Here is a 17,787-nt window from a genome sequence, read left to right on the forward strand (position 1 = left end):
CGCAATTCCCCTGTAGGAGCTGCCGAAGGCTGCGATCTTTTGATTGTGAGCATGAAAAAGGCCCTGAGCCATTCGACTCAGGGCCTATTCAATTCGGATGTCACTTTGCAGCTTTCGGTGCCTTGGCCGGTTTGGCTGGTGGCGCTGGTTCTTCGGCTTCTGCCGCTTCTACCGTTTGCACGACTTCAACCGGCGCGGTCAGCAACTCGGACAGGGCATCCGGCTGACTCTTGAAGGCCTTGGCAAACACATCGCGGTTCTTCGCCATGTAGATCCCGGCTTCTTCCACTTGCTGCTCGGTCAGGGACGGAACGGCTTTTTGCAACACTTCAGCCAGCAGCTCGGCCAGTTCGAGCATTTTGTCATGACGGTCAGCTTCGGCTTTATCCATGAACAAGCGCTCCAGATCTCGGCTGCTGCGGTATACCACTTCGACGGCCATTCACCACCTCACATGCCTTCACATTGGTTGTCGGTTTCGACTACTGTATCTATATACAGCTAAAAGGATAAGCGAATCCCTTTGCTTTGGGTAGTGGCTTTTTAATGTAGTCCGGATTCAGGGTTTGTCAGGCCGAGGCCACGACAGGTGCGACCAAACGCCACGGAGCGTAATTTACAGCGGCTCGCCATCATGGGGTGGCCTTTTTTCTGCATGCAGAAAACCGTCACGTCCAACCCGCATTATCCGGTCGAGCCGACCTAAGGAAGCATCATCGTGAAAATCAACTGGGCCGAAAAGCTGCGGCAGAACGTGCATGAACTGGCCGAGTCCCTGGGCAACCTGTTCGTCGAGACCTTTCACTACCTGGCGCTGTTCGCCATCGGTGCCGTGACCGCGTGGGCGGCAGTGATGGAGTTTCTCGGGATGCTCGAGCAGGGGCACATCAAGATCGATGACATTTTGCTGCTGTTCATCTACCTGGAACTGGGGGCGATGGTCGGGATTTACTTCAAGACCAACCACATGCCGGTGCGCTTCCTGATCTACGTGGCAATCACCGCGTTGACGCGCCTGCTGATTTCCAATGTCTCCCACCACAATCCGCCAGACCTGGGGATCATCTACCTGTGCGGCGGGATTCTGCTGTTGGCGTTTGCGATCCTGGTGGTGCGTTACGCTTCGTCGCAATTTCCGTCAGTGAAGATTGAAAACCCGCACCGTAAGATCGGCGCGGGTTCCAGTGAACATCCGGAAGTGGAGAAGGGCGAGATTTAAAGCCCCATGGCGGGGCGAGGGCGCCCTTTGGCTTTTGGTGGCGGCAGGCTGCGCGTGCCGCCATCGGTCATGGATTCGAGGATGGCCACCGCGCTGTGGCCCTGTTCGATGGCTATGCCGAACTGAATGCTCTGCACCAGTCGTTTAAGGCGTTCGGGGTCGTTGCGTTGTTCGGCGCTGATCATGCGCTTTGCGACTACGCGGCCACTGTTGGACAGGGTCAACATGATGCTGCCGTCCAGACCCTGAATGCTCAGGTTGATTTGATAATCCGCTGCAAAGGTATCGGTAATGAGCTGAAAGGGGTTGTCCATGATGCGTCACCGCCTGATTGAACGTGCAGTTGTTGACCGGCCGTGATCGGGTTGGTTCGCAACGCCGGACCACCGGCCATTCACGGGCCATATCGCCATCATTGTTCCAACAGGGATGTAGCAAGGGGCATGCCGACTAAATTGTCGGACAATGATCACAGGCAAAAAGAAGGCGGGCACCATGGCCCGCCTTCTTTTTGCCTGCCCGTTTCAGGGCAATAAAACCCGACGTGCCTCCAAAGCGCTCAGCATTCCACCCAGTTAACCGCCAGGCCGCCCCGTGAGGTCTCTTTGTATTTGTCGTGCATGTCGGCGCCGGTGTCACGCATGGTGCGGATCACCCGGTCCAGGGAAATGAAGTGTTTGCCGTCGCCGCGCAGGGCCATTTGCGTGGCGTTGATCGCCTTCACCGCAGCAATCGCATTACGCTCGATGCATGGCACTTGCACCAGCCCGCCCACCGGATCGCAGGTCAGGCCCAGGTTATGTTCGAGGCCGATTTCCGCGGCGTTTTCCAATTGCTCCGGTGTGGCGCCCAACACCTCTGCCAGACCAGCGGCTGCCATGGCGCAGGCCGAGCCGACTTCGCCCTGACAGCCGACTTCGGCGCCGGAGATCGAAGCGTTTTTCTTGCACAGAATGCCGACCGCCGCCGCGCCCAGAAAGAACGCCACAACGTCATCGTCCGACGCGTCCGGGTTGAATTTCATGTAGTAGTGCAGGACCGCCGGAATGATCCCCGCCGCGCCGTTGGTCGGGGCGGTGACCATGCGCCCGCCGGCGGCATTTTCTTCGTTCACGGCGAGGGCGAACAGGTTGACCCATTCCATGGCCGAGAGGGTCGAGGTGATGACGTTGGGCTTGCCGATTTCCAGCAGGCTGCGGTGCAATTTCGCGGCGCGACGCGGCACATTCAGACCACCGGGGAGGATGCCTTCGTGTTGCAAGCCTTGTTCGACGCACTCGCGCATTACCGACCAGATATGCAGCAAGCCCTGACGGATCTCGGCGTCACTGCGCCAGGCCCGCTCGTTGGCCAGCATCAACTCGGAAATCCGCAGACCGTGCTGGTTACAGAGCTGGAGCAATTCGACGGCGCTGGAGAAATCGTACGGCAACACCACGTCGCTGTCGGGAGCAACACCGGACTCGGCTTCGGCTGCTTCGATGATGAAACCGCCGCCCACCGAGTAGTACGTTTGCTCAAACAGCTCGCCGGTTTCGCCGAAGGCTGTCAGAGACATGGCGTTCGGGTGGTAGGGCAGACTCTCGTCGAGCAGCAGGAGATCGCGTTTCCAGTCGAAGGCAATCGTCACCTGGCCCGCGAGCGAAAGCTCACCGGTTTCGCGCAGGGTGTGAATTCGGCTGTCGATGGTGGTGGGGTCAATACGATCCGGCCACTCTCCCATCAAGCCCATGACGCAGGCGCGGTCGGTGGCATGACCGACGCCGGTTGCCGAAAGGGAGCCGTAGAGGCGGATCTCCACGCGGCGCACATCGTTCAGCAAAGCCTGATCGATCAACGCTTGGGCGAAGGTCGCCGCCGCGCGCATCGGACCAACGGTATGGGAACTGGACGGACCGATGCCGACTTTGAAGAGATCGAAAACACTGATAGCCATGCTAAAGCCTATTCCTGAAATGGAAGATGAATCGCTGCCATTTTTGTAGGACAAGCGCACTTTCAGCGATACTGCCTCCCTCGGTCCTACGTGACCAACGAAACTTCCTAAGACAGCCTTTAGCAGGACTAAACGATGAGCCGTCAATTGCACGCCCAGACCTACGTGTGGCTGCAGGTGTTTTCCTGTGCCGCGCGGCACTTGTCGTTCACCCGCTGCGCCGAAGAACTGCACATCACGCCGGGGGCGGTCAGTCAGCAGATTCGGCAACTGGAAGAGCGCCTGGGTTTTCGCCTGTTTCATCGACGTGCTCGCGGAGTTGAGCTGAGTGCTGAAGGGCAACGACTGGCCATCACGGTCAATGAGGCCTACGGCAGCATCGATGCGGAATTGCGTCGACTGGACGCCGGCATGATCAGCGGGACCCTGCGGGTGCGTTCGATTCCGTCGTTCCTCAGCAAGTGGTTGACCCCGCGCCTGCCGCGATTGCAGCAGCGCTTTCCAGACATCCAGTTGCGTCTGGTGGCCGAGGACAGCAGCGTGCCGTTGCATGAGGGCGACTTCGATCTGGCCATCGACTTGAACGATGGCAGCTACCCTGGATTGTTATCCACAGCCTTGCTCGATGAGCAGATTTTTCCGGTGTGCGCGCCGAGCCTGCTACGCGGACGTCCGCCGCTGCATGGCCCTGCCGACCTGATGCATTTCCCGCTGCTGCACGACATCACCGCCTGGCGTGGCAGTTACGAATATGCGGAATGGGAGTTCTATCTCAATGCGATCGGCTTCGAAGGCGCGGATGTGCGGCGCGGGCACACGTTCAATCGCAATCACCTGACCATCGAAGCGGCCATCGCCGGGATGGGCGTTGCCATCGCCCGTCGCACGCTGTTGAACGATGAGCTGGAACGCGGTGCGCTGATCGTGCCGTTTGGCCTGACCGTGCCCAATCACAAGCGCTACATGGTGCTTTATGCGCCGGGTGCGCTGAGCCATCCGGGCGTGCGTGCGGTGCATGACTGGCTGGTGGAAGAGGCGGGGATTTTTCGTGGCTTGCACCCGCTGGGGGAGCGGTAAATGTGAGCAATTATTACGTAAGAGCAGGTCGACTCAACTCCCGACCTTAACAGCGCTTTTGCCGGTTGTCCGGTTTTTTTGCGATTACAAATTTATCTTTTTTTAGGGGTTGAATTGTTCAGCGTACAGACCGATTGTGTAAGTAAGAGGTCACGGTGATGACGCCCAAGGGCTTAGCTGACCGGCCTCTCGCGAGCTAGCTGAAATAAGGGATGAACTATGCAAATCCAAGTCAATAGCGATAACCATATTCAAAGCAGCATCCGACTGGAGGAGTGGGTACGTACTACCATTGAGAGCACGCTCGAACGCTACGAAGAGGACCTGACACGCGTCGAGGTTCACCTGCGGGACGAGAACGGCGACAAGCCCGGACCACACGATTTGCGCTGCCAGCTGGAAGCGCGGCCAAAAGGCCACCAACCGATTTCCGTGACCCATAAAGCCGATAGCCTGGAACTGGCGATCGACGGTGCGGCCACCAAACTTGAACATGCGCTGGAGCATATGTTCGGCAAATTACGCGGCAAACGAGCCAATGTGGTGCCCATCGAAAGTGGCGCCCATGCCGATACGCTGCTGGAAGAGGAATTTCTGGAAAACGAACAGGCTGCGCTCAACGGCTGACAGCTGGTCTAACTCTTAACCTTCCCACCAAAAAACGGGCCTGCGAATGCAGGCCCGTTTTGCTTTGTGGCGAAGCTGAAAACCTGAGGGAAAGCGGTTAGCGGCAATTGTCTTGGCAAGCCAATCTCATTCGACAGTTTTGCGTATGAGAATATTTATCATTAATATTGCGCTTTGCTGGCCCCGCACGTGGGCCCACCCGTTTTCCAGGTCGTTCATGAAAGCCAAAAGCCCCACGCTCCCCGTTTCCTATCGACTGGCGGTCACTTCGCGAGTGCTTGCCGCTGTGTTCGGCGGATATGGGATCACGGCGTTGGCGAGTGTCTGCCTGACGCTGTGGTTGCCGATGGCCCGCGCCGAGGCGGTAGTGACCGGAATGACCAGTTCGTTCCTGATCTATCTGCTGGCGGTGATCTGGTGCTTTGCCTGTCGAACGGCATGGCGGGCGTGGTTCGGGTTGATTCTGGCAAGCCTGTTTTTGGCGGCGCTGGCCGGGCTGGCGTACTGGATGGAGCTGTCATGAAAGAGGGCTTTCGCCAGGCCATGGCCTGGTTGCACACCTGGGCCGGTTTGACTTTCGGCTGGTTGCTGTTTGCGATTTTCCTGACCGGCACGCTTGCTTACTTCAAGGACGAGACCAGTCACTGGATGCAGCCGGAAATCCCCGCGCGTTCGGTGTCCTCCGAAGCCAGTCTAACCTTGGCCCAGGCGTATCTTCAGCAGCACGCCTCCGGCGCTTCGCGCTGGCTCATCGAACTGCCCGATGCTCGTGAACCCGCGCTTTCAGTGCGCTGGCAACAGGCGCCGGCCAAGCCCGGTGAACGCGGGCAACTCACGGCGAAACTGCTCGATCCGCAAACCGGCAACGAAGTACAGGCCAGGGACACCCAGGGCGGCGAGTTCTTCTACCGTTTCCACTTCCAGTTGCAAATGCCCTATCCGTGGGGGCGTTGGCTGTCGACCATCGCGGCCATGGTGATGTTCGTCGCGCTGATCAGCGGGATCATCACCCACAAGAAAATCTTCAAGGACTTCTTCACCTTCCGCCCGCGCAAGGGTCAGCGTTCCTGGCTCGATGGGCATAACGCGGTGGGTGTACTGGTGTTGCCGTTTCACCTGATGATCACCTACAGCAGCCTGGTGATTTTCATGAGCATGGTGATGCCGGCAAGCATTCTGGCCGCATACAAAGGTGATGTTCAGGCGTTTTTCAGCGACGTATTTCCAGCGGCCAATACCGCGAAAGCCTCAGGTCAACCGACACCGTTGCTGCCCTTGGCACCGCTTCTGGAAAAGGCCCGCGAACAGTGGTCGGGTGGAGAGGTCGGGCGCCTGACGGTGAACAATCCCGGCGATGCGAACGCCTCGGTGGTGTTGGCTCGCAGTGGGGCTGACCGCGTGGTGCATGAATTTGGCAGCGCCGTGACCTTCAACGGTGTGACCGGGCAGCTACTCGCCGCGACTCCGGCTCAACCGTTGCCAATGGCCATTGCCGGCAGTTTCTACGGTTTGCACATGGGCCATTTCGCCGGCCCGTTATTGCGCTGGTTGTACTTTATCTGCGGGTTGGCGAGTACGGCGATGATCGGCACCGGGCTGGTGATCTGGCTCGGCAAGCGCCAACTCAAACATGCCAAGAGCGGCGTTATGCCCTTCGAACTGCGGCTGGTGGAAGAGCTGAATATTGCCAGCATGTCCGGCTTGGTCGTGGCGGTGGCGGCGTTCTTCTGGGCCAACCGTTTGTTGCCGATCGGTATGGCCGAGCGGGCCGGTTGGGAGGTCAACAGCTTCTTCATCGTTTGGGGGATTAGCCTGCTGCATGCCATGGTCCGCCGAGGTTGCGCGGCGTGGGTGGAACAATTGGCGCTGGCCGCGTTGCTGTTTGGCGCGGTGCTGTTGCTCAACGCGTTGACCACGCCTTATCACCTCGGCGTCACGTTGGTGCAGGGCGATTGGGCCATGGCCGGTTTCGACCTCGCGTGCCTGGGCAGCGGCGTGTTTCTCGCTTGGGCTGCCTGGAAAATGCAGCGCGCCGGAAAGACCGAAGTCGTCCGGCAACGCGCCCAATCGATCACCCTTGAGCAAGAGGCAAACTGAATGTTGCTGGCCTGCTTGCTGTGTTACGGCGGTTTCACCGCGCTGTGTTTGTCCATGGATCGTCACCACACCGAGTTGCTGGGGCGCAAGCCGACGCTGGTCATGCGTCGACGGATGAAGCTTGCGGGATGGTTGCTGCTGGCTCTTTCGCTGTGGGCGGCGGTGTCGACCACAGGCTGGGCGCTGGGTCTGGTGGAGTGGTTTGCGGTGTTGATGCTCAGTGGCTTGTCGCTGGTCCTGCTGATGCCGTATCGCCCGCGCCTGGCCTTGGCGTTGGCCGGGGTCAGCCTGCTGGCCAGCCCGCTTGCCGCGTTTGCGCAGTATTGAATCGATGATCAATCGTCCAGCCGAACCCGGTGATACCGAGCGCGATGAGCCGCGCGGCGACCGTGCGCATTTTCTTCAGGTGTTCCTCTCGCAACGTTCGCAAATGGAAGCGCTGGTGAATCGGCGCGTCGGTTGCCGGGCGACGGCGGCGGACTTGGTACAGGATTTGTTCCTGCGATTCTGGCGACGGCCGCTGGTGCAGGTCGAGGAGCTCAGCACCTATCTGCTGCGATGCGCCGGCAACATCGCCATCGACCATTTGCGCAGCGAAGGCACGCGCGTTCGGGCCAGCGAAGGCCTGATGGCGGAACCGTCGGACAGCGTGGGTGGCGAACCGCAAGCCGCGCTGGAAGCAGGCAACGATTTGCGTCACGTCGAAGCGGCGTTGCGCGCATTGCCCGAACGCACGCGGCAGATCTTTTTGCTCAATCGCATCCATGGCCGCAAGTACGCCGAGATCGCCAAGGCCATGGGCCTGTCCCAAAGTGCCGTGGAAAAACATATGATGCGCGCGCTCGAGGCCTGCAAGGCCAGTCTGCGGGAACCGCAACCGCGTACGCCAGGGAAAGCACCGTGAACAATTTTCAGAGCGTCACCCCGACGCCCGCTCAGGAGCAGGCCGCGCTGGCCTGGCTGAGTCTGTTGCATGACCAGCCGAGCAGCGGCGATCAGGCTACTTTCAGCCAATGGCTTAAGGCTGATCCCGCCCACGCCGAGGCCTACGCGCGTGCGCAGGTGCTGTGGGAATTGAGTGAAGTGCCGGCGCGCACCCTGGCCGAGGAAGACGCCTTCGCTCTGCAGGGTTATCTCAATGCCATGAACCGCTCGCGGCGCAGTAGCGTTCGGCGTTGGTCCGGGGCGCTGGCCATGGCCGCTTGTTTGCTGCTGATGATCAGCCTCGGCAGCGGTTTTCAGCCGTTGCGCTGGATCGATGATCTGGGCGCCGATTATGTGTCGGCGCCGGGGGAAATCCGCACCGTTACGCTGGCCGACAAATCCCAAGTCACCCTTGATGCCGACAGCGCCATTGCCGTGGATTTCAGCGGCGGTGAGCGGCATGTGCAGGTGCGTCGCGGTGCCGGTTTTTTCAGCGTGACCCACACCGGCGAGCCATTTGTGGTTGACGCGGAAAAGGGCCAGGCGCGGGTGCTCGGCACGCAGTTCGAAGTGCGCCTGCAACCCCACGGCGCGCAGGTCACGGTGTTGTCCGGTCGGGTCGGTGTGACGGCGGACAAAAACGCCGGGCAGCAAATTCTCACGGCGGGCCAGCAAGTGGCGTACGGCAATGGCTCGGCGGAAAAACTTCACGCAGTGGACAGCGAAGCACAACTGGCGTGGCGCCAGGGTTGGCTCAATTACTACAAGGCGACGCTGGCCGATGTTGTGCAGGACCTGGGGCGTTATTACCCGGGGCGGATCGTGTTGCTCAACGATGAGCTGGCTCAGCGGCGGGTCAGTGGCAGCTTTCCGAGCAAGAACCCACAAGCGGTGTTGAGCTCGTTGCAGGGTGTTTTGGGGTTTGAGCAGCATCAGGTGTTGGGGCATTTGATTATTTTGCGCTGAACCTAAATCAAATATTTTCAACTTTCTGCTGAGGTAAAACCGAACGCCATCCGTGTAGTGACTGAAACTGCGAGTCATTCGCATCCGCTGCGGTTCTACACAGGTCATGAGTCATGAAGTCCAGGGCAAAATCGGGTTCGGTCAAACAATAGTTGGGTGTTTCTGCGTTGAGTTTTTCGGCGTTGGCGATGCTGCCGCTGAGCGTGGCGATGGCCGCGCAAACCAGCGCGCAGCAACAGACGCAATTCAGCTTTTCGATGGCCGCCAAACCGCTGCCCCAGGCCCTGAGCGACTTCAGCCGCACCACCGGCATCAGCGTGGTCTACACCGATGAAGCGCCTTATGGCATCACCGCACCCGCCGTCAGTGGCCAGTTGAGTGCAGAGCAGGCATTGCAGCGTTTGCTCAGCGGTTCCGGTTTCACCTTCCGCCGTACCGACGGCCACACGATGGTGTTGGAGCCGCTGCCCACCGAAGGCGCGCTGAACCTGGGCGCGACCACCATCACTTCCATGATGGACGAATCCACCAGCTACCAGCCACCGCCCACCAGTTCGGTGATGCGCAGCTCCGCGCCGCTTCAGGAAATTCCGCAGACCGTCAACGTGGTCGCGGCGCAGGTCATTCGCGATCAGGCGCCGCGCAATCTCGATGACGCCCTGGCCAACGTCAGCGGCATCACTCAAGGCAATACGCTGGGTAGCACTCAGGATTCGGTGATGACTCGCGGCTTTGGCGACAACCGCAACGGCTCGATTATGCGTGACGGCATGCCGATCGTGCAGGGCCGTGGCATGAACGCCACGGTGGACCGGGTCGAAGTGCTCAAGGGGCCGGCCTCGCTGCTCTACGGGATTCAGGATCCGGGCGGTGTGGTGAACATGGTCAGCAAGAAGCCGGAGCTTGAGCAATACAACGCGTTGACGGCGCGCGGCTCGACCTATGGCGATGGCAAGAATGGCAGCGGCGCCACCTTCGACAGCACCGGTGCGCTGGGCGATACCGGCCTGGCCTATCGCATGGTGCTGGACCACGAAGACGAAGATTACTGGCGCAACTACGGCGTGCATCGCGAAACCCTGGTCGCCCCGTCGCTGGCCTGGTTCGGCGAAAGCACCAAGCTGTTGTTCGCCTACGAACACCGTGAATTCCTGACCCCGTTCGACCGTGGCACGATCATCGATCCGCGCGACAACCACCCGCTGGACATCTCCCGTGATCGTCGGCTCGACGAGCCTTTCAACAACATGGAAGGGCGGTCGGACCTGTATCACTTCGAGGCCGATCACGAGCTCAACGACAACTGGAAAGCCCACTTCGGCTACAGCTGGAACCGCGAAACCTACGACGCCAGCCAGGTCCGTGTAACCGCCATCGACACCAAAAAAGGCACGCTGACCCGCAGCATGGACGGCACGCAGAACGCGATCAGTACCGACCGTTTCACCACGCTGAGCCTTGAAGGTAACGTCGACGTGGCGGGCATGCGCCACGACCTGGTGTTCGGTATCGATGACGAGTACCGCAAGATCTACCGTGAAGACCTGATCCGCCAGAAAAGCCTGACCACCTTCAGCTACCTCAACCCGGTTTACGGCCGTGAAGTGCCAGGCTCCACTGTCAGCCCGGCCGACAGCGCCCAGACCGATAAACTGCGCAGCGACTCGGTGTTTTTGCAGGACTCGATCCACCTCACCGACAAATGGATTTTCGTGGCGGGCGGGCGTTTCCAGGAGTACGACCAGTACGCCGGCAAGGGCGTGCCGTTCCATGCCAACACCGACAGCAACGGGCAGAAATGGGTGCCGCGCGCCGGCCTCGTCTACCGCTATACCGACGAACTGTCGTTCTACGGCAGCTACACCGAATCGTTCAAACCCAACTCGACCATCGCGCCATTGAGCGGCAGCACCGTCGTGCTCGACGGCAGTGTCGCGCCGGAAGAAGCCAAGTCTTTGGAAATCGGCGCCAAGCTTGATTTGCCGGGGCGTGTGACGGGCAACGTCGCCCTGTTCGACATCAAGAAACGCAATGTGCTGATCGCCAATTCCGAAGGTCCGGTGACGATCTACAGCGCCGCCGGTGAAGTGCGCTCCCGTGGCCTGGAAGTGGATTTGAGCGGCCAGCTCAGCGACCGCTGGAGCATGATTGGCAGCTACGCCTACACCGATGCCGAAGTCACTGAAGACCCGGATTACAAAGGCAAGAAACTGCAAAACGTGGCGAAGAACAGCGGCTCACTGTCGGCGGTGTATGACTTCGGCAGGATCATCGGTGGCGATCAATTGCGAGTCGGTGCGGGCGCGCGATACGTCGGCGAGCGGGCGGGGAATGCGGTGAACGATTTCGAGCTGCCGAGCTACACCGTTGCCGATGCGTTCGCCACCTACGACACGCAACTCGACGGGCAGAAGGTCAAGTTCCAGCTCAACGTGAAGAACCTGTTCGACCGCACTTACTACACCTCGGCGGCGAGCCGGTTCTTTGTGTCGATGGGCGATTCGCGGCAGGTGACGTTGTCCAGCACTTTGGAGTTCTGACGACAGACCGCGTCATCGTTCATCGCTGGCAAGCCAGCTCCCACAGGGTGTTATGTCGCTCGCGGAATATGCAATCGACTCAAAACCCTGTGGGAGCGGGCTTGCCCGCGATGACGGCCTGACAGGCGCTGCAAGTCCAGGGACTAACGCAAAAACGCCTGCCGGTATTCCCCAGGCGTCCCACCCAACGTCTGCCGAAACCGATTGGTAAAGTGACTGGCACTGGCAAACCCGCACGCCAATGCAATCTCCCCCAACGGCTGCGCAGTCGAGCGCAACAATTCCCGCGCGCGATTCAGGCGTCGCGCCAGCACATATTGATGCGGCGGCAAACCGAAGCTCTCTCGGAACATTCGCGCGAAGTGGTATTCCGACAGCGCGCACAGCGCCGCCAATTGCCCCAGGCTGATGGCTTCGGCCAGATGACTGTCGATGTAGTCCACCAAAAGCCGCCGTTGATGCGCGGCCAAACCACCCTTGAGGCGCAAGTTCGGGCGCACGCTGACCTGGCTGAGCAGCGCATGGCCGAGTATCTCGTGGGCCAGGCTGCTGGTGAGCAAACGTTCGCCCGGTTCGTCCCAGTTGAGGGTGATCAACTGGCGAAAACGCACGGCTTGCTGCGGATCATCAAGGAAGGTTTGCTCGCGCAACTGCAATTCACGCGGTTCGCGGTCGAGCAGGGTGACGCAGCCGAGGGCAAATTGTTCGGGGCTGAAATACAGGTGCGCGAGGCGGATGTCGCCGTTGATCACCCAGCCGGACTGATGGTCGGCGGGCAGGACGCACAGTTTGTCGGGGCCACCCTTGTTGCCGGGTTGATCGCGGCGAAAGGTGCCGGTGCCGCCGGCGATGTAGCACGACAGCGTGTGATGGCTCGGCGCTTCGTAATCCTGGGCGTCATGGTGGTTGCTCCACAAGGCTGCGGACAAGCCGTCACCGAGCTCGGCGCTGTGCTCAAGGCGAGCATTGGGCGAGCGGTTGAGGGCTTGAAAGACTTGTAGGGTATCCAGTGCGGCCATGATCGGTTCTCTCCAACGCCTTGCATCCTACTCCGTAGACGTTCGCCTGCCAGCCTGTCACCTGACAAAAGCGCAAGTTTATGCAAGTGCACCAGGGCGCGGCGCAGGACACTGGGCACCTATCGAGGAGTCTTTGTCATGAACCTGTCTTTGTACCTGCTGACCGTGCTGATCTGGGGCACCACCTGGATTGCCCTGAAATGGCAACTGGGCGTGGTGGCGATTCCCGTGTCGATCGTCTATCGCTTCGGCCTCGCCGCGTTGGTGCTGTTCGTCATGTTGCTTCTCACCCGGAAGCTTCAGGTGATGAACCGGCGTGGACATCTTATTTGTCTGGCGCAGGGGCTGTGCCTGTTCTGCATCAACTTCATGTGTTTCCTGACGGCAAGCCAGTGGATCCCGAGCGGTCTGGTGGCCGTGGTGTTTTCCACCGCGACGCTGTGGAACGCGCTCAATGCGCGGGTGTTCTTCGGCCAGAAGATCGCCCGCAATGTGCTGATGGGCGGTGCGTTGGGCTTGCTCGGGTTGGGCCTGTTGTTCTGGCCGGAACTCGCGGGCCACACCGCCAGCCCGGAAACCTTGCTCGGCTTGGGCCTGGCGCTGCTCGGCACCTTGTGTTTTTCGGCGGGCAACATGCTGTCGAGCCTGCAACAGAAAGCCGGGCTCAAGCCGTTGACGACCAACGCCTGGGGGATGGCTTACGGCGCGACGATGTTGTCGGTGTGGTGCCTGGTCAAAGGCATTCCGTTTGATATGGAATGGAATGCGCGTTACATCGGCTCGCTGCTGTATCTGGTGATTCCAGGCTCGGTGATCGGGTTCACTGCTTACCTGACGCTGGTCGGTCGCATGGGACCGGAGCGTGCGGCCTATTGCACCGTGCTGTTCCCGGTGGTGGCGCTGAATGTCTCGGCGTTCGCCGAGGGCTATCAATGGACCGCGCCGGCACTCGCAGGGTTGGTGATGGTGATGCTGGGGAACGTGCTGGTGTTCCGTAAACCCAAGGCGCCGCTGGTGCAGGGCAACGGCAAGTTGGCCTGAAGCAATCTGCGAATAAACGGGCAGGCGTGTCTGGCGCCTGCCCGTTTTGCTTTAGCCCTTCCAGACTTGCGGGTTGACCAGGTCCTGTGGTCGTTCACCCAGCAGGGCACTGCGCAGGTTGGCCAGGGCACGGTTGGCCATCGCTTCGCGAGTCTCGTTGGTGGCGGAGCCGATGTGCGGCAGGGTCACGGCGTTTTTCAGCTGGAACAGTGGCGACTCGGCCAGCGGTTCCTTTTCGTAGACATCCAGCCCGGCGCCGCGAATGCGGTTGTTTTGCAGCGCTTCGATCAGCGCCGGCTCGTCCACCACCGGACCACGGGAAATGTTCACCAGGATCGCGCTCGACTTCATCAGCGCCAGTTCGCGGTGGCTGATCAGGTGTTTGGTTTTCTCGCTGAGCGGCACCACCAGGCACACGAAGTCGGCTTCGGCCAGCAGCTCATCGAGGCTGCGGAACTGCGCGCCGAGTTCCTGTTCCAGCTCAGTCTTGCGGCTGTTGCCGCTGTAGAGGATCGGCATGTTGAAACCCAGGCGACCACGGCGGGCAATGGCGGCGCCGATATTGCCCATGCCGACGATGCCCAGGGTCTTGCCATGCACATCGCAACCGAACAGCTGCGCGCCGACGGTGGCTTGCCATTGGCCGGCCTTGGTCCAGGCATCCAGCTCGGCGACGCGGCGGGCGCTGCTCATCAACAGGGCGAAGGCCAGGTCGGCGGTGCTTTCGGTCAGCACGTCCGGAGTGTTGGTGAGCATGATCCCGCGTTCGTTGAAGTAAGCGACGTCATAGTTGTCGTAGCCCACCGAGACGCTGGACACCACTTCCAGCTTGGCGGCGTTCTCCAGTTGTGCACGACCGAGCTTGCGGCCGACACCGATCAAGCCGTGGGCGTGGGGCAGGGCGTCGTTGAACTGGGCGTTGATATCGCCGTTTTTCGGATTCGGCACGATGACGTCGAAGTCTTGTTGCAGGCGTTCGACCATCTCAGGCGTGACGCGACTGAAGGCGAGGACGGTTTTTTTCATGGATGCAGGCTCGTCGGGCGGGAATGCTTAGCAAGCTACAAGTTTCAGGCGTTCAGCCGCAAGCCCAAAAAGGCGCCGCGGCTGTTTTTAACTTGTGGCTTGCAGCTTGAAGCTTGTAGCTGCCCTTCCGCTATACTGGCGCCTTTCGCGGCTCGCTGACCGGGCCCGACACTTTGCGCATCACCCGGAGCTTTCATGACTTCCCCGATACAACCGCCGGTCGCCGACGATTTGAGCGACAACGTCGACGCCAGTGCCGACAGCGAAACCAAAGCCGAAATCCCTGCGTTCAAGTTCCCGTTCAAACCGGGTGAGCTGGCGTCCGCCAAGGGCTCGAACCAGCCGTGGTACAAGAACGGCGCCAAGAACGGCCACACCAAGACCCCAGGCATGGCGCCTCCGGGGACACGGCGGTCGATGGGTAAGCGCTAAGTTCCAGGCCTTGCGTCGCACAATCTGCCGCCATCGCGAGCAAGCTCGCTCCCACATGTGATCGTATTCTCATGAAAGAACGCATCACCCTGTGGGAGCGAGCTTGCTCGCGATGAGGCCATTGCAGGCGATGAATCCTTTGGATCAAGCCGCCCGCAACGAAATAAACCCATAGTTCGTCGGCGCTTCTGTCGTCACGAGCGCCCCGGCTGCAACAACCTGCCCGGCGATATCCTCCCCCGACACATGGAACTGCCACTCGCTGCTCCACTCCGGCAACGTCTGCCCGGTCAGTTCGTCGATGATCGTGGCAAATTCATTCATGTCCGGCAGATAAGCGGTGAACCCGTCGCCTTTCAGCGCTGCCGTGCGGAACCCCAGCAACGCACAAATCGCGTCCTTCATCTGGATGTCATCGCGATCCGCCTGACGAGAGCGCTGGATCAACTCCGACAGCTCACGGTCGACCAATTCACCGCCGACGATCAGGTCCGGCCCTTTTTCCCACGACTCGGGCGGGCATTCCTTCACGGCAGTGTTCAGCGGAATGTGCGGATTGATTTCCATCGGATAAATACGGCACACCAGCGGCCGGCGTTCGTAGATGCGGCAGAGGTTGTCTTCGTCAAGATTACGGCAGGGGCCGACGTTGTAGGCGGCGAAGGTGATGGCGACGTAAGCCTCGGCATCGGCGCTGCGAACCACTGCCGAACGACGTTCGGCGTGTTCCCGTTGTTGCGCCGGCAGGCCCAGGCCGTTGCTTAGGAAAGCTTCCACTAGCACGATCACCTGACCGCCATCGGCGGCCCACATGCGGGCTTCAGGCAAGGTCAGGGACACATGGTGATCATTGCAGCATTTGCCGCAGCCTACGCAGGAAAACGTCGTATTCATTGAGCGGTCAGTCGCATCCGAGAACATGAAACGGCGACAGAATGCCGCCGCAAAGGCTGCTATCGAAGCAAATTATGCGCCACTCACTGCGCCTTGGTGGTCGGACGAATGGAGTCCCATTCAGTGACGTACGCGGTTTTGCTCTTTTTGTTGTAGAGGCACAGCTCGGTGCCTTGCGCGCCTTTCATGTGTTTTTGCGGATATTGGCCTTGCAGCAGGAGTGCGGTGTAGCCAACGCGATCATCGAACTGCGCGGCGTTACCGACGGGTTTGGCATCCTTCAGACCGCTGGCCTTGGTGCAATTGGCGAGCACGGTTTTGTCGTAAGCGGCCCATGCGTCAGCGCTGGAGGCTTGGGCCTGAGTGGCGAGGGCGGTGAGGCAGAGGAAGGCCAGGGTGGCGGTTTTCATTGTTCGGGGATCCTTGGGCAGGTAAGGGCCAAGGTGTGAGTATGTCAGACCGGAACAGGTTCCCGACGCACCTCACACATCCCGACACGTTCATACAACCGCCGCGCGCGCAGGTTGTCTTCCAGCACCTTCAAATCCACAAAGCCTTCCCGACGCAGCTGAAATACTTTGAAGGCGTGCAACAGCAACGCGCGGCCCAGGCCTTCACGTTGCGCCCTTGGATGCACCACCAGATTCTTGATGTAAGCGCTGGTCCAGCATTGGCATACGCCAACCACGCCTTCGCCATCCAGGGCAATGAAGCACAGGGCGGGATCGTATTCAGGGTCGGTTTCAAACTTTTGCTGCCAGAGCTCCTGCGCCGGCACCCGGCCACCGCCGTCGCGGTAACCCAGCTCCATCAAGCGATGGACCGCTTCGGCGAGCTCGGGGCGATAGGTGATCAATTGGATGCCGGTCGGCCAGTCGATGGCCGGCACCACCTCGGCGAGGTCGCGCCGCATCAGCCAGCAATAATCCACGGTCAACTCAATGACCTTGTTCGGCCACAGCCTTGGCTGCTTCGATCAGGCATTTGGTCAGCTCCGGCGACGAGAACTTGGTCAGCACCGCGTTCGCTCCGGCCAGCCGCGCTTTTTCGCTGTTCATCGCGCTGTCGAGCGAGGTGTGCAGCAAGACATAGAGATGTGCGAAGTCCGGCGTTTCGCGCAGGGTGCGGGTGAAGGCGTAGCCGTCCATCTCGGACATTTCGATGTCGGAAACGATCAGGTTGATCTGCTGCGCGGTGCCTTGCAGGTCCAGCAGGCAGTCGATGGCTTCCTTGGCACTGCGCGCGGTGTGGCATTGCAGGCCGAGGTTGCGCAGGGTATGCACCGATTGCTGCAACGCGACCTGGCTGTCATCGACCACCAGAATCCGCGCGCTGCCCAGGACTTCGGCGTCTTCCATGCTGAGTTCGGTCGGCGCCATTTCGATCTGCACCGGGGCGATACCGTGGATGACTTTCTCGATGTCCAGTACCTGCACCAGTGTGCCGTCGACCGAGGTCACGCCGGTGATGTACGAGCGCACGCCGCCAGAACCGAATGGCGGCGGGCGGATGTCGGTGGTCAGGCAGTGGACGATCTTGCTTACCGCCTGCACATGCAGGCCCTGCTTGGAACGGCTGACATCGGTGACGATCAGGCAGCCGCCGTTCGGATCTTCCAGCGGACGCTCGCCGATGGCGCGGCTCAGGTCGATCACCGACAGCGACGCGCCGCGCAGCGTGGCGATGCCTTTGACGTGCGGGTGCGACTCCGGCAGCTTGGTCAGCGGCGGGCAGGGGATGATTTCACTGACTTTGAGCAGGTTGATCGCCATCAACTTGCCACTGCGCAAGGTAAAGAGCAGAAGCGAAAGTGAATCTGCGCGGGCTTTGGTGGTGGACATAAGAACCTTCTTGGGCAAAAGGTGATGGGCTGTCACGGTTGCCGACAGCTATCGATGCCGGGTTATCGACTTGTTTGGGGCAGGCTTTAGCTTCATGGGCATCGGGTAGATCAAAAGATCGCAGCCTGCGGCAGCTCCTACTTGGATC

General features: G+C 60.3%; 19 protein-coding genes and 1 pseudogene. 11 read left to right on the forward strand and 9 right to left on the reverse strand.

Annotated elements, in window-relative coordinates; translation table 11 throughout:
- Positions 1-202: 202 nt before the first annotated feature.
- Positions 203-442 (reverse strand): annotated as a pseudogene (locus ACW9JC_RS20500) (YebG family protein); the annotation flags it as partial.
- A 276-nt stretch (positions 443-718) separates the two neighbouring features.
- Between ACW9JC_RS20500 and ACW9JC_RS20505 the strand changes: the two are divergent.
- A complete protein-coding gene (locus ACW9JC_RS20505) occupies positions 719-1,219 on the forward strand; it encodes a phosphate-starvation-inducible protein PsiE (RefSeq protein WP_338584793.1) in 501 nt (166 codons plus the stop codon).
- On the opposite strand, the gene ACW9JC_RS20510 is transcribed toward ACW9JC_RS20505, so the two are convergent.
- Positions 1,216-1,533, reverse strand: coding sequence for a DUF3509 domain-containing protein (locus tag ACW9JC_RS20510; protein WP_338584794.1), 318 nt, complete (start codon positions 1,531-1,533; stop codon positions 1,216-1,218). The genes ACW9JC_RS20505 and ACW9JC_RS20510 overlap by 4 nt on opposite strands.
- Positions 1,534-1,778: 245 nt before the next feature.
- A complete protein-coding gene (locus ACW9JC_RS20515) occupies positions 1,779-3,155 on the reverse strand; it encodes an L-serine ammonia-lyase (RefSeq protein WP_457457192.1) in 1,377 nt (458 codons plus the stop codon).
- 135 nt (positions 3,156-3,290) lie between these two features.
- Here ACW9JC_RS20515 and ACW9JC_RS20520 point away from each other — a divergent pair, with 135 nt between their 5' ends.
- The 8 genes from ACW9JC_RS20520 to ACW9JC_RS20555 all read left to right on the forward strand — a co-directional run bounded on the left by ACW9JC_RS20520 (position 3,291) and on the right by ACW9JC_RS20555 (position 11,386).
- Positions 3,291-4,232, forward strand: a complete 942-nt coding sequence (locus tag ACW9JC_RS20520; RefSeq protein WP_338584797.1) for a LysR substrate-binding domain-containing protein — start codon at positions 3,291-3,293, stop codon at positions 4,230-4,232.
- Positions 4,233-4,451: 219 nt separating this feature from the next.
- Positions 4,452-4,859: an HPF/RaiA family ribosome-associated protein gene (locus tag ACW9JC_RS20525; protein WP_338584800.1), complete on the forward strand. Its 408-nt coding sequence runs from the start codon at positions 4,452-4,454 to the stop codon at positions 4,857-4,859.
- A gap of 217 nt (positions 4,860-5,076) precedes the next feature.
- Complete coding sequence (locus tag ACW9JC_RS20530) at positions 5,077-5,382, forward strand: DUF3649 domain-containing protein (protein ID WP_457457195.1); 306 nt, start codon at positions 5,077-5,079, stop codon at positions 5,380-5,382.
- The gene (locus tag ACW9JC_RS20535; protein WP_457457197.1) at positions 5,379-6,956 is read left to right on the forward strand and encodes a PepSY-associated TM helix domain-containing protein; all 1,578 of its coding nucleotides are present in this window, start codon (positions 5,379-5,381) and stop codon (positions 6,954-6,956) included. The genes ACW9JC_RS20530 and ACW9JC_RS20535 overlap by 4 nt, the downstream gene beginning before the upstream one ends.
- Entirely contained in the window at positions 6,957-7,283 is a 327-nt protein-coding gene (locus ACW9JC_RS20540; protein ID WP_457457199.1) for a DUF3325 domain-containing protein, read from the forward strand.
- A gap of 4 nt (positions 7,284-7,287) precedes the next feature.
- Positions 7,288-7,860, forward strand: a complete 573-nt coding sequence (locus tag ACW9JC_RS20545; RefSeq protein WP_457457201.1) for an RNA polymerase sigma factor — start codon at positions 7,288-7,290, stop codon at positions 7,858-7,860.
- Positions 7,857-8,846, forward strand: a complete 990-nt coding sequence (locus ACW9JC_RS20550) for a FecR family protein (protein ID WP_457457203.1) — start codon at positions 7,857-7,859, stop codon at positions 8,844-8,846. The genes ACW9JC_RS20545 and ACW9JC_RS20550 overlap by 4 nt, the downstream gene beginning before the upstream one ends.
- Positions 8,847-9,034: 188 nt before the next feature.
- Positions 9,035-11,386, forward strand: coding sequence for a TonB-dependent siderophore receptor (locus ACW9JC_RS20555; protein WP_457457211.1), 2,352 nt, complete (start codon positions 9,035-9,037; stop codon positions 11,384-11,386).
- A 143-nt stretch (positions 11,387-11,529) separates the two neighbouring features.
- Here the strand turns inward: ACW9JC_RS20555 and ACW9JC_RS20560 are convergent, their stop codons facing one another.
- On the reverse strand, positions 11,530-12,405 hold the full coding sequence (locus ACW9JC_RS20560) for an AraC family transcriptional regulator (RefSeq protein ID WP_338584810.1): 876 nt from the start codon (positions 12,403-12,405) through the stop codon (positions 11,530-11,532).
- Positions 12,406-12,543: 138 nt separating this feature from the next.
- Between ACW9JC_RS20560 and ACW9JC_RS20565 the strand changes: the two genes are divergently transcribed.
- On the forward strand, positions 12,544-13,446 hold the full coding sequence (locus ACW9JC_RS20565) for a DMT family transporter (RefSeq protein WP_457457205.1): 903 nt from the start codon (positions 12,544-12,546) through the stop codon (positions 13,444-13,446).
- A 51-nt stretch (positions 13,447-13,497) separates the two neighbouring features.
- Here ACW9JC_RS20565 and ACW9JC_RS20570 read toward each other — a convergent pair whose 3' ends face one another.
- Positions 13,498-14,472 carry a 2-hydroxyacid dehydrogenase gene (locus ACW9JC_RS20570; protein WP_338584812.1) on the reverse strand — a complete coding sequence of 325 codons (975 nt, stop codon included), beginning with the start codon at positions 14,470-14,472 and terminating at the stop codon, positions 13,498-13,500.
- Between the two features lie 195 nt (positions 14,473-14,667).
- Between ACW9JC_RS20570 and ACW9JC_RS20575 the strand changes: the two genes are divergently transcribed.
- Positions 14,668-14,904: a hypothetical protein gene (locus ACW9JC_RS20575; protein WP_338584813.1), complete on the forward strand. Its 237-nt coding sequence runs from the start codon at positions 14,668-14,670 to the stop codon at positions 14,902-14,904.
- 144 nt (positions 14,905-15,048) lie between these two features.
- Here ACW9JC_RS20575 and ACW9JC_RS20580 read toward each other — a convergent pair whose 3' ends face one another.
- The 4 genes from ACW9JC_RS20580 to ACW9JC_RS20595 all read right to left on the reverse strand — a co-directional run bounded on the left by ACW9JC_RS20580 (position 15,049) and on the right by ACW9JC_RS20595 (position 17,639).
- Positions 15,049-15,798: a YkgJ family cysteine cluster protein gene (locus tag ACW9JC_RS20580; protein ID WP_457457207.1), complete on the reverse strand. Its 750-nt coding sequence runs from the start codon at positions 15,796-15,798 to the stop codon at positions 15,049-15,051.
- An 83-nt stretch (positions 15,799-15,881) separates the two neighbouring features.
- On the reverse strand, positions 15,882-16,208 hold the full coding sequence (locus tag ACW9JC_RS20585; protein WP_457457208.1) for a hypothetical protein: 327 nt from the start codon (positions 16,206-16,208) through the stop codon (positions 15,882-15,884).
- Positions 16,209-16,252: 44 nt separating this feature from the next.
- Positions 16,253-16,711 carry a GNAT family N-acetyltransferase gene (locus ACW9JC_RS20590; protein WP_448106378.1) on the reverse strand — a complete coding sequence of 153 codons (459 nt, stop codon included), beginning with the start codon at positions 16,709-16,711 and terminating at the stop codon, positions 16,253-16,255.
- A 25-nt stretch (positions 16,712-16,736) separates the two neighbouring features.
- On the reverse strand, positions 16,737-17,639 hold the full coding sequence (locus ACW9JC_RS20595; RefSeq protein ID WP_416127793.1) for a chemotaxis protein CheV: 903 nt from the start codon (positions 17,637-17,639) through the stop codon (positions 16,737-16,739).
- Positions 17,640-17,787 lie beyond the last annotated feature (148 nt).

This window comes from Pseudomonas sp. SDO5591_S426, assembly GCF_054070755.1.